The 11260-nt window shown below is 70.3% G+C and carries 10 protein-coding genes; 4 read left to right on the top strand and 6 right to left on the bottom strand.

From position 1 onward, the window contains the following. Positions 1–103: 103 nt before the first annotated feature. Both ABT352_RS39990 and ABT352_RS39985 read right to left on the bottom strand, forming a co-directional pair. Complete coding sequence (locus ABT352_RS39990; RefSeq protein WP_350950282.1) at positions 104–1645, bottom strand: S1 family peptidase; 1542 nt, start codon at positions 1643–1645, stop codon at positions 104–106. Positions 1646–1929: 284 nt separating this feature from the next. Beyond that, entirely contained in the window at positions 1930–2487 is a 558-nt protein-coding gene (locus ABT352_RS39985) for an RNA polymerase sigma factor (protein WP_350950281.1), read from the bottom strand. Between the two features lie 289 nt (positions 2488–2776). Here ABT352_RS39985 and ABT352_RS39980 point away from each other — a divergent pair, with 289 nt between their 5' ends. After that, complete coding sequence (locus ABT352_RS39980; RefSeq protein WP_350950280.1) at positions 2777–4201, top strand: alpha,alpha-trehalose-phosphate synthase (UDP-forming); 1425 nt, start codon at positions 2777–2779, stop codon at positions 4199–4201. 82 nt (positions 4202–4283) lie between these two features. Then, a complete protein-coding gene (locus ABT352_RS39975) occupies positions 4284–5477 on the top strand; it encodes an MFS transporter (protein WP_350950279.1) in 1194 nt (397 codons plus the stop codon). A 13-nt stretch (positions 5478–5490) separates the two neighbouring features. On the opposite strand, the gene otsB is transcribed toward ABT352_RS39975, so the two are convergent. Then, the gene (gene otsB / locus ABT352_RS39970) at positions 5491–6270 is read right to left on the bottom strand and encodes a trehalose-phosphatase (protein ID WP_350950278.1); all 780 of its coding nucleotides are present in this window, start codon (positions 6268–6270) and stop codon (positions 5491–5493) included. A 261-nt stretch (positions 6271–6531) separates the two neighbouring features. After that, positions 6532–6834 carry a DUF3263 domain-containing protein gene (locus ABT352_RS39965; protein WP_350950277.1) on the bottom strand — a complete coding sequence of 101 codons (303 nt, stop codon included), beginning with the start codon at positions 6832–6834 and terminating at the stop codon, positions 6532–6534. A 119-nt stretch (positions 6835–6953) separates the two neighbouring features. On the opposite strand from ABT352_RS39965, the gene ABT352_RS39960 reads away from it, so the two are divergent. Next, positions 6954–7760, top strand: coding sequence for an SAM hydrolase/SAM-dependent halogenase family protein (locus ABT352_RS39960; RefSeq protein WP_350950276.1), 807 nt, complete (start codon positions 6954–6956; stop codon positions 7758–7760). A 499-nt stretch (positions 7761–8259) separates the two neighbouring features. After that, positions 8260–8853 carry a hypothetical protein gene (locus ABT352_RS39955; protein WP_350950275.1) on the top strand — a complete coding sequence of 198 codons (594 nt, stop codon included), beginning with the start codon at positions 8260–8262 and terminating at the stop codon, positions 8851–8853. Between the two features lie 371 nt (positions 8854–9224). On the opposite strand, the gene ABT352_RS39950 is transcribed toward ABT352_RS39955, so the two are convergent. Next, complete coding sequence (locus ABT352_RS39950) at positions 9225–10238, bottom strand: ABC transporter ATP-binding protein (RefSeq protein WP_350950274.1); 1014 nt, start codon at positions 10236–10238, stop codon at positions 9225–9227. After that, entirely contained in the window at positions 10222–11259 is a 1038-nt protein-coding gene (locus ABT352_RS39945) for an ABC transporter ATP-binding protein (protein WP_350950273.1), read from the bottom strand. The genes ABT352_RS39950 and ABT352_RS39945 overlap by 17 nt, the downstream gene beginning before the upstream one ends. Between the last annotated feature and the right edge of the window lies 1 nt (position 11260).

The following is an 11260-nucleotide window of genomic DNA, read 5'->3' as shown; positions in this document are numbered from 1 at the left end:
GGCACCCCGGCCGGACGGGAGCTGGCCGGGCTCTACCACCGGGAGCAGCCGCCCCCTTCCGGTCGTCGCCGGACGCGCCCCGCGGGCGGCGTCCGGTCGGCGGTCACGGCGCCTTGAACCCCAGGGTGTACGCGCCGGAGCCGGACGAGGAGACCACCCGATAGCGGTAGTAGCCGGCCGTGCCGGTGTAGGAGATGTTCTCGTTGGCGCCCGGGCCGTCGGAGGTGGCGACGACCGCCCAGCTCCTGCCGTCCCACTTCTGCAGATACAGGTCGAAGTCGGCGCCGTCGGCGGCGGCCAGGCAGGCGGAGTGGGCGCCCCCCGTGGTCGACCTGTAGTAACGGCCCTTGGGCTGGTAGGCGGCCGCGCCGGTGGCCAGGGTGCCGGTGTAGGTGTTCGGGAAGCCGGTGCAGGTGCTCGGGGCCGACGGTGGCCGATTGCCCGCGACGGTCCTCAAGGTCAGGCCGTAGGCGGTGAGGATCGGGCCGATCGGCTGGAAATAGGTGGTGCCCCCCTGGTCGCAGTCGCCGGAGCCGCCTGAGGTGACGCCCTGGGCCTGGTCGATGGAGATGAAGGAGCCGCCCGAGTCCCCCGGCTCGGCACAGACGCTGGTGCGGGTCACCCCGGAGACGGTGCCCTGGGGATAGGTGACGCTGGCGCCGCGCTGCTGGATGAGGCCGCAGTGCCAGCCGGTGGTGGAGCCGGACCGGCAGACCGAGGCCCCCTCGATGGCGGGCGTGGCTCCGGCGACGGACACGACGCCGCCCTGGCCGTCGTCCACCGACGAGGTGGGGGTCCAGTCGGCGTTGACCATGACCCAGGAGTAGTCGTGGCCGGGGAAGGTTGACGCCTGGAAGACGCCCTGGATGGCTCGGTTGAAGCCGGTGGTGGTGTCGCCGGCCTTTCCACAGTGGCCCGCGCTGACGAAGCCCGGTTGGGTACCCTTGAGCACGGGGAAGCCGATCGAACAGCGACTGGTGGAACCGATGTAGTAGGCGTTGCCGCCCACCAGGTCGTACAGGGGCAGAGGAGCCTCGGCGGCGGGCACCACCTGCACCGCGCTCTCGTCCACGTCGCTGCCCAGGACGATGCTCTCGGCCGCCTCGGGATTCAGGGAGAGGATGACTACTTTGTTCCTTTTCACGTCGACATAACGCACGCCCGCCACGTAATGCGAGTGGTTCGGGGAGAGGTCGAGCTTCAACTGGATCGCTTTGAGCTCCGCCAGTGACCTGGGGACGATTTGTGCCTCGGAGCCCGCCGCGAGGATCGAGGGGATATCGGTGTCACTGGTGGTGGCCGTCACCAGGGTGTCCGCGGTGGTTCCCCGAAGCCAGGCACCGCCGAAACGGGGACCGAGTCTTTCGGCCATCCGCAACGCGATCGGGGTGAGGCGGGCCTCGTTGAGCAGGCGTTCGCGAGCCTCGGCCGGAGTCAGCCGAAGGTCGCGCTCAAGCGCCTTCAGCATGGCGGGCGACGGTTTCAGCGCGGCCGAAACGATCGGCACGGCCACATCGGCGGACGGGATGACGCGCGTGGCCGGGGCAGCCGCCGCCTCACGCTCGGCTCCGGCCGGTACGGCGGCCAGGGCGAGCGCGGTGGCGGTCAGGGCGCATGATGCGATGAGGGCGTGCCTGCGGGACATGTGGGTTCTCCTCGACCTTTGCCTGTGAAGCGCGAGGGGAGATCACCACATGTCACCCATTGATCATGTGACGCGGGCAACGTCACTTTAGATCAGGCAAGGCCGCCGAAGCCACGCACCACGCGGAAAGTGTTCACGAACGGTTCCCACCGGCCCTGACCCTTCCAGAACCATCCGGCCCTTCCCGAATCGGGCTGCCCTTCTCGAATCGGACGGTCGAGATCAACCCCGGGGCCGGATGACCAGGACAGACCCGGACCGGGCAGCCGGGATCGAAGTCGGGATCAGAAGCCGTAGGCGTCGCCCAGGGCGCCCTGGACGTACTTGCGCGCCTGGTGGATGCGCGACTTGGCGGTGCCCAGCGGGATCCGGAGCTGCTCGGCGACCTCGTTGTAGTCGAGCTGGCAGATGTCACGCAGCACCAGCGCCTGGGCGAGCTCCGGCTTCTCGGCCTCCAGCGCCTCCATCGCGTCGAGCAGGTCCAGCCGGGACCCGGCGATCACGCTCACCCGGGCGACGTCCGGCTTCTGCAGCGGCAGCTCGTCCGAGCTCTGCTCGGCGGCGCGGCGCTTCAGCGAGCGGTAGGTGGTCCTCGCGCAGTTGGCGGTCACGATGTGCAGCCAGGTGCTGAACCGGGCACGCCCCTCGAACCGGCCGATGTTGCGCGCCACCGCGAGCAGGGTGTCCTGGCAGGCCTCCTCGGCGTCCTGCCTGAAGGGAAGGATCCGGCCGCAGTGCCTGAGCACGGCGGGCTCGATCCGCCTCAGCAGCTCACCGAGCGCGCGGTGGTCGCCCTGGGCGGCCGATCGGGCCAGGTCCTCGGTCGTCTCGTCCAGCGCCATCACGGGCCCCCATCAGCGGTCACGGTCGCTGGACATCCTATGGTCCGGCCCTCGGACGGCGCCCCTCCCCTTCTCCCTGCCAAAGCCCTCCCCTTCTCTCCCTGCCAAAGCCCTCCCCTTCTCGCCGCCAAAAAGGTGATACGTCGGGCCTCATCACTTCACCTGCCGACAAGAGCTGACACAATTCGTTGAACACCGTTCTTTCGTTGACCCGAAGGGCGAGGACAGCCCGGTCAGGTGCCGGTTAACCTTCGAAAACAGGCGTGTCCCCAGCCAGTGAAGGGATCTCATGAGCGCGATCCTGGTGGCCTCCAACCGCGGCCCCGTCTCCTTCACCCTCTCCGAGGACGGCTCACTGTCCATGCGCAGGGGAGGTGGCGGCCTGGTCTCCGGCCTGTCGGAGGTCGCGAGGGACGTCAACGCCCTGTGGGTCTGCGCGGCACTGTCCGACGGCGATCGCGGCGCCGTGCGGCTCGCGCCCGGCGGCCGGCTCGACCAGGCGGGCTACGACACCGGGACGGTGCGGATGCTCGACATCCCCCCGGCGACCTTCCACCGCGCCTACAACGCGGTCGCCAACTCCACCCTGTGGTTCGTCCACCACCTCCTCTACGACACCCCCAACCGGCCGCACTTCGACGCCAGGTTCCGCAGGGAGTGGGAGTCGTACCAGGCCTACAACGAGGCGTTCGCGATGGCGCTGGCCGAGGAGGCCCCGCACGGGGCGCGGGTGATGGTGCAGGACTACCACCTGAGTCTCGCCCCGGCGATGCTCAGGGGGGAGCGCCCCGACCTGCGGGTGGCGCACTTCTCGCACACGCCGTGGGCCCCGCCGGAATACTTCAGCCTGCTCCCCGACGACGTGGCGACCGAGCTCCTCGAAGGCATCCTCGGCGCCGACCACGCGGGCTTCCTCACCGACCGCTGGGGCGGGGCGTTCATGGACTGCTGCGAGGCGGTGCTCGGGGCGCGGGTCGACCGCGGGGAGCGTACGGTCACGCACGCGGGCAGGACCACCAGGATCGGCACCCACAGCCTGGGGGTGGACGGCAAGGCGCTGTGGACCCGGGCCTCCGAGCCCGACGTGGAGTCGCACATGGCCGCGCTCCGCGACCAGGTGGGCGACCGCAGGCTGATCGTGCGGATCGACAGGACGGAGCTGTCGAAGAACATCGTGCGGGGCCTGCTCGCCTACAAGCAGTTCCTCGCCACCTACCCGGAGTGGCACGGCCGGGTCACCCACCTCGCCTTCGCCTACCCCTCCCGGCACGACCTGCCCGAATACCGCGAGTACACCGCGGCGGTGCAGCGCTGCGCGAAGGAGATCGAGGACGAGTACGGAACCGAGGACTGGGATCCGCTCATCCTCAACGTCAACGACGACTACCCGCGCTCGCTCGCCGCCTACCGGCTGGCGGACGTGCTGCTGGTGAACCCGATCCGCGACGGCATGAACCTGGTGGCGAAGGAGGGGCCGGTCCTGTCTCCGCACAGCGCGCTGGTGCTGTCGCGGGAGGCGGGTGCCGCCGCCGAGCTGGGCGAGCACGCGCTCACGGTCAATCCCTACGACGTCTCGGCCACGGCCGCCGCGCTGCACGAGGGCCTGACGATGCCTTCGGCCGAGCGTTCCAGGAGAGGTGTCCTGCTCGCCGCCGCGGCGACCGCGCTCCCCCCGCACCGGTGGTTCGCCGAGCAGCTCGACGCCCTCGGGTGACGATCAAAATCGTTGGCCGGTTTTAGCCCCACATGAGATAATTTTGGCGGCTATTTCACTTTTTGGTGCACGGGAGACCGAGTTGACCGCGACCGCGCACGTCCGGCTGATCCGCGACCGCGCGACCTGGCTGATCTACCTCCAGTTCGGCGTCTTCGCCACCTACCTGTACGGCCTCAGCTCCGCGCTCCCGCTGCTCCGCCTCGACCAGGGCGTCTCCCAGGCGGTCGCCGGGCTGCACGGGACCGCGATGGCCGCCGGCGGCATCGTCACCGGTCTCGTCCTGCCCTGGGTGGTGGGAAGGATCGGGCGGCAGGCCGCCATCTGGACCGGGATGGCCGGGATAAGCTCCGGCACGCTCATGGTCGCGGCGGCCCCCACCGTGCTGCCGGTCACCCTTCTCGGGTACGGCGTCGCCGGCGCGCTGTCCGCGCTCGTCCTGTTCCCGGGCATGGCCGCGCTCGACGATCGGCACGGTCCCGCGGGTCCGGCGGCGATCAGCGAGGCCAACGCCGTCTGCGTGATCGTCGGCATCGGGGTCCCTTTCGTGGTCAGCACCGCCGCGCAGAGCGCCCTCGGCTGGCGGGCCGCGCTGCTGGTGACCTCCGTGCTGGCCGCGCTGCTCGCGCTGGCCATGGGTCGCGTACGGATCCCCGAACCGGAGAAGACCGTCGGCGGTACCGCCACGGACGGCGGTGCCCGCTTCGGCTGGCGGTTCTATCTCGCCGCGACCGTGCTGTTCTGCTGCGTCGCGATGGAGTTCTGCTTCAACCTGTGGGCGGCCAAGCTGTTCTCCGACCAGACGGGACTGCCTGCGGCGGTGGCCGCGACCGCGGTCGCGGCGTTCACCGCCGGGATGGCGGCCGGGCGGATCGCCGGGGCGTGGCTCGCCCTGCGCATCCCGCCGACCGCGCTGTTCCTCGGCGCCCTCCTGGTCGCGGCCGTCGGGTGGGCGATCTTCTGGCTGAGCACGGACCCGGTCTTCTCCTACGCGGGTCTCGCCGTCTCCGGGCTGGGGGTGGCGCTGCACTTCCCGATGGCACTGTCGCGGCTGCTCGCCACCTCCGGCGGGCGGCGGGACCGCGCGTCGGCGATGGCCGCGATCTTCTCCGGGCTCGCGGTGGGAACCGGGCCGTTCCTGCTGGGCGCGCTGGCCGACGGGTTCGGCACCCAGCGGGCGTTCCTCATGGTCCCCGCCCTGATCGGGCTCGCCGTCGCGGGACTGCTCGTCACCGCGGGCGAACGTTCCCTGAGGAGCGTGGGCGAACCGGCCTGAACGGGCGTTCCTCCTACGCCTCGCGCTCGACGGCGTCGGCGATCGAGGTGAGAAGCTCCAGGACCCCCGGGGGTCCCTCCACCACGATGTCGGCCTCGACCTCGATCTCCGGCGATCCGCTGAACACCGTCACGCCCGGCAGACCCGAGGCCCGCACGGCCGCGAACGCCGCGAGATCTCCCAGGTCGTCCCCCGCGAACAGCACCGACCGAGCGGCCCGCTCGCCCAGGAAGGCGCTCAGCGCCACCCCCTTGTCCGTCCCCGGCGGGCGCAGCTCCAACACGAACTTGCCCGGCTCCACCGTGAGCCCCGCCCCCGCCGCCAGCGCGGCGACCGGCTCGCGCAGCGCGTCGAGCGTCGCCCACGGATCGGCCGCCTGCCTGGTGTGCACGGCCACCGACCGCTCCTTGTCCTCGATCCGCACCCCCTCGATCCCCGCGACGAGCGAGACGAGCCCGCCTTTGGCCAGGTCGAGACCCGGGTGCACGGGCGGGGCGGCGAGCGCGCCCGCCTCCCAGCGTTCGAGGCCGTAGTGCCCGAGTACGACCAGCCCGGGGACCTCGGTCAGGGAGCCGTACTCGACGGCCGTGGCGGCGGGGCGGCCGGTCACGATCACCACGGCGCCGACCAGGCGGCCGAGCCTGCCCAGCACCTCGGCCCCGCCGGGGTGGATCCTCGCCGCCGCGGGATCGGGGACGATCGGGGACAGCGTGCCGTCGAAGTCGAGCCCGATCACCGCCCCCGCCGGGTCGGCGACGATCGCCTTCAGCCCTTCGGACGTGTTCGTCGTCATATCCGCCTCGCCCTGTCGAGTGTGGTCACCGTCATCCTCGTCCCAGCCCGACGAGTCCCATCAAGCCCCCGTCGAACTCTCGCCGAACTCTCGCCGAACCCCCGTCCGACATGGCCCGGCCGAACCTCGCCCGGTCCTCTTCGAATCCCCTCAAGCGTGTTCGGGCGTCATGCTCGCCCGGCCCTCACCGCCTTCGAGGTTTCGCCCGTCCTGTCGGCCCGGCTCTCGCGATCGCCCGCCGCGACCGGTCGTACCCGGAGATCAGGGTCGCAAGCCCATTTTTCGGGCGGAACGGTCGCGACGGCGGGTCTCGCGGAGCCGGCGCAGGCGCTTGACCAGCATCGGATCGTGGGCGAGCGCAGCCGGGAGGTCGATGAGCTCGCTGAGCAACTGGTAGTAGCGCGTCACGGAGATGTCGAAGACCTCGCGGACCGCCTGCTCCTTGGCGCCCGCGTAACGCCACCACTGGCGCTCGAAGGCGAGCAACTCGCGCTCCCTGTCGGTGAGAGCCCTCTGCGCGGGCTCCGGAGCGGCGCCGTCACCGGAACTCGGCGCGGTGTCCATTGCTTCCTCCTCCGTCGGGGGGCACGCGGCGGTCACACCGCGCACGCGCGGCCCGAAGTCAGGATAGTCCGGAATTTCGCGCTGTTCATGACGGATGTGGCGACGTACAGTCACCTGATGTGACCTCTGTCATCAGCCTTCTCAGCGACTACGGACTGGAAGACGGCTACATCGCCGCATGTCACGGCGTGATCGCCGGAATCTCTCCCGAGTCGCGGATCATCGATGTGTGCCATCTGGTCCCCTCGGGGGACGTACGCCGCGGTGCGGCGATCCTGGCCCAGACGATCGCCTATCTTCCCTCCGGCGTGCACGTCGCCGTGGTGGATCCCGGCGGCGGCGGCTCGCGCAGGGCCGTGGCGGTCGAGGCCGGCGAGCATGTGTTCCTGGGCCCGGACAACGGGCTCCTGTCGTGGGCGATCCACGCCAGCGGGGGCGCGCGTGCCGCCTACGAGCTGTCCAACACGGACCTCTTCCTGAAACCGGTCTCGCCGACCTTCCATGGGCGCGACCTCTTCGCCCCCGTCGCGGCGCACCTGGCCATCGGGCGCCACCCGTCCGAGCTGGGGCAGGAGATCCCGCTGGAGCGGCTGGTCTCGCTGCCCGCGCCCACCTCCGTGCTGCAGGAGGGCTGTGTCGAGGGCGAGGTGCTCTCGATCGACCGGCACGGCAACGCCCAGCTCTCGATCGGCTCCGGCGACCTGGCGACGCTGGGCGTCGCGCTGGGAGAGACGCTGGTGGTCTGGCTGGGCAGGCGGCGGCTCTCGGTGCCGTTCAAGGAGAGCTTCGCCTCCGTGCCGCCCGGGGAGATCGTGGCCTTCATCGACTCGGCCGGGCTGGTCGCGCTCGCGGTCAACTCGGGCGATGCCTCCCAGCGGCTCGGCCTGCCGCCCGGAGCCCACGTACGCCTCTCTCCCTGCCCATGAAAAACACAGAAAAAGCGACTTAGGGAGAAGTCTCCCAACACGTTATGCCGTTTACCAAATTATCGTTGTAGCCGAAGGATCGTTCCACCTGTAAATACGCATGCCGGAATTCCGATGACGTGTCCACATTCCCCCGGACAATGACCCCTTTTCGTTCTCTCGCTCCCCCCGGCCCGGCCTCCGACCTCGGTGTCGTCGAGGCTCACCGTCCTCGCCGCCCGCGAGCGGCCTGCCCTCCACCGGATATACGAGCTGACCTGGCAGTTAAGGAATCCGCAGGGGTGTGGCAGGTCGGACGCGCCCGGATCGAAACAGTGATCGGCCATTATTCGTTCAATCACGGATCCGCGATCATTACCACAAGCTGACCATTCTTGACCCTCCAGAAAGCATGTCGCTGGATAGTCTCACTCCCGTTACTTTGAGTAGCCGCGCGCAGACGGTCCTTTCAAAAGGCCTCATACACTGCCGCGACGATTTCCTTCCAGGGGGAACCACAATGATTCGTCGTCTTCTCATCACCTCCGCGTGCGTCGGCGTCGCCGTCCTCGCGCCGGCCGTGGCCGCCTCCGCGTCCACGTCCTCCACCAGCTCCGCGACCAAGGTCACCGCCGCCTCGGTCGTCAAGGCCGCCGCCCAGGCCAAGGCCGCCAAGAAGGCCGCCGACTGCTGCGGCGTCGGCGTCGGCGTCGTCAGCGCGGCTCCCGCCTTCATCCCGACGAGCACCGTCACCTACGGCACCACCGTCATCCCCACGGCCGTGACCACCGGCTGCGGCGGCGGCGTGTACGGGGGCGGCATCTACGGGGGCGGCCTCTACGGCGGCGGCGTGTACGGCGCCGGCTGCTACGGCGGGGGCGTCTACGGGGGCGGCGTGTACGGCGGCGGCTTCTACGGCGGGGGCGTCTACGGGGGCGGCGTGTACGGCGGCGGCTTCGGCGGGGGCGGCATCCTCGGCGGTGGCCTCATCGGCCGTGGCGGCAACACCATCGGCGGCGGCGGCAACATCATCAGCAGCGGCAGCGGTGTCGGCCACGGCGTCGGCATCGGCGGCCTTGTCGGCATCGGCGGCGTCGGCGTCGACATCCTCTAGCAGGACGGACGTCCCTGCAGCGGATGTCCTGCGGTAAAGACGTCTCGCGGTAAAGACGTTCTACGGTAAAGCGGGCAGGGCGTGGCCTCCACAATTCCATGTGGGGGTCGCGCCCTGTCGTCGTTCCCGGGGTCCGCTCGCGAAATCCCCGCTTCGGCCCCTCGCCGTTCCCGGCCCGCTCGCGAAACCCCGCTCTCGCGACTCCACGCGGAGATCGCACCGTTCCCGGCCCGCTCGCGAAGCCAGGCCCTACGGCCCTACAGCCCTCCGCGACTCCACGCGGGGATCGCACCGTTCCCCACCCCGCCCGCGAGACCGCTCCGCCGGTCCTTCGCCGTCCTCCCGGGGCCTCCGGTCTCCGCGACGCCCTCCTAGGCGTGGATCACGTCGTGGGTCTCGGCGAAGTGGCACGCACTCGCGTGCGCGGTGCCCGGCCTGACCCGCAGCGGCGGCTCCTCGACGGCACAGATCTCCTGGGCCTTCCAGCAGCGCGTACGGAACCGGCACCCCGACGGCGGACTGGCGGGAGACGGCGGGTCGCCCTGGAGGATGATCCGCTCACGGCGCTCGCGTCCCTCGGGGTCGGGCACGGGAACGGCCGACAGCAGCGCCTGGGTGTAGGGGTGCGCGGGCCGGTCGTAGATCTCGGTGTCCTTCCCGATCTCCACCATCTTGCCCAGGTACATCACCCCCACCCGGTCGGAGATGTGCCGGACCACCGACAGGTCGTGGGCGATGAAGACGTACGCGAGGCCGAACTCGTCCTGCAGCCGCTCCAGCAGGTTCACGACCTGCGCCTGGATCGACACGTCGAGCGCGGAGACCGGCTCGTCGCAGACGATGATCTCCGGCTGGAGCGCGAGCCCGCGGGCGATCCCGATGCGCTGACGCTGACCGCCGGAGAACTGGTGCGGGTAGCGGTTGATGTGGTCGGGGTTGAGGCCGACCACCTCAAGGAGCTCCTGGACCCTGCGGCGCCGGTCGCCCTTGGGTGCGACCTCACCGTGGATCTCGAACGGCTCGCCGATGATGTCGCCCACGGTCATCCGGGGGTTCAGCGAGGTGTACGGGTCCTGCATCACCATCTGGATGTTGCGGCGGGCCCGCTTGAGCTCGCCGCCCCTCGCGTCGGCGATCTCCCGGCCGTTGATCCTCACCGAGCCCGAGGTCGGCCGCTCCAGCGCCATCAGGAGCTTGGCCAGCGTGGACTTGCCGCACCCCGACTCGCCCACGATGCCGAGCGTCTCCCCCCGGCGCAGGTCGAAGGAGACCCCGTCGACGGCCCTGATCGCGCCGACCTGCCTGCGCAGGACGATGCCCTGGGTGAGAGGGAAGTGCTTGACCAGGTCGCGAACCTCAAGGATCGGCTCACCCGTGGCTGCCATCGAGGACCTCCCTCCAGTAGTGACACGCGCTGGCGCGCGTCGGGCCGATCTCGTACAGCGGGGGCGCGTCGACGACGCAGTCGTCCTGACGGTACGGGCACCGGGGGTGGAAGGCGCAGCCCGTGGGCATGTCGAGCAGGTTCGGCGGCATGCCCTTGATGGCGTACAGCTCCTGGCCCTTCTGGTCGACCCGGGGGATCGAGTCGAGCAGGCCCTTGGCGTACGGGTGGGCGGGCCTGCGGTAGATGTCGTGCACGAGGGCGTTCTCCACGATCCGCCCGCCGTACATGACCGCGATCTTGTCGGCGACGTCGGCCACCACGCCGAGGTCGTGGGTGATCAGAATCAGGCCCATGTCGCTCTCGCGCCGCAGCTCGCCGAGGAGTTCCATGATCTGGGCCTGCACCGTCACGTCGAGGGCGGTGGTCGGCTCGTCGGCGATCAGCACCTCGGGGTCGAGCGCGATCGACATCGCGATCATGATGCGCTGGCGCATCCCCCCGGAGAACTGGTGCGGGTAGTCGTGCACCCGCTGCCTGGCGGCGGGGATGCGGACCCGGTCCATCAGCTCGATCGCCTTCTTGGTGGCGTCGCGTCTGGAGGCGCCCCGGTGCACCCGGAACATCTCCCCGATCTGGTCGCCGACGGTGAACACCGGGTTCAGCGCGGAGAGCGCGTCCTGGAAGATCATCGCGATCCGCCGGCCGCGCACCTGGGCACGGGCCTCCTCCGACAGGCCGAGCAGGTTCGTGCCCCGGAAGCGGATCTCGCCCCGGGTGACGCGGGCCGGCGGGGAGTCGAGGATGCCCATGATGGCCTGCGCGGTCACCGACTTGCCCGAGCCGGACTCGCCGAGCACGGCGAGCGTCTCCCCGGGGTTCAGCGAGTAGCCGACCCCGTTGACCGCCTTGACCACGCCCTGCCTGGTCGTGAACTCCACGTGCAGGTCGTCGACGACGAGCAGCGGCTCGCCGCCCGGCGTCTCTCTGGAGGGCACCACCTGTGTCGAGGTCTTCTTCACG

It is taken from the genome of Streptosporangium sp. NPDC000563 (assembly GCF_040299985.1).
Taxonomy (GTDB): Bacteria; Actinomycetota; Actinomycetes; order Streptosporangiales; family Streptosporangiaceae; genus Streptosporangium.
The sequence above is the reverse complement of the archived record's forward strand: the minus strand, read 5'-3'. Positions and strand labels throughout refer to the sequence as shown.

Bases quoted from the DNA above. Each gene is read 5' to 3' on its own strand.
- ABT352_RS39990 (WP_350950282.1), bottom strand. From the start codon at position 1,645: ATGTCCCGCAGGCACGCCCTCATCGCATCATGCGCCCTGACCGCCACC.
- ABT352_RS39985 (WP_350950281.1), bottom strand. From the start codon at position 2,487: ATGGCGCTGGACGAGACGACCGAGGACCTGGCCCGATCGGCCGCCCAG.
- ABT352_RS39980 (WP_350950280.1), top strand. From the start codon at position 2,777: ATGAGCGCGATCCTGGTGGCCTCCAACCGCGGCCCCGTCTCCTTCACC.
- otsB (WP_350950278.1), bottom strand. From the start codon at position 6,270: ATGACGACGAACACGTCCGAAGGGCTGAAGGCGATCGTCGCCGACCCG.
- ABT352_RS39965 (WP_350950277.1), bottom strand. From the start codon at position 6,834: ATGGACACCGCGCCGAGTTCCGGTGACGGCGCCGCTCCGGAGCCCGCG.
- ABT352_RS39955 (WP_350950275.1), top strand. From the start codon at position 8,260: ATGATTCGTCGTCTTCTCATCACCTCCGCGTGCGTCGGCGTCGCCGTC.
- ABT352_RS39950 (WP_350950274.1), bottom strand. From the start codon at position 10,238: ATGGCAGCCACGGGTGAGCCGATCCTTGAGGTTCGCGACCTGGTCAAG.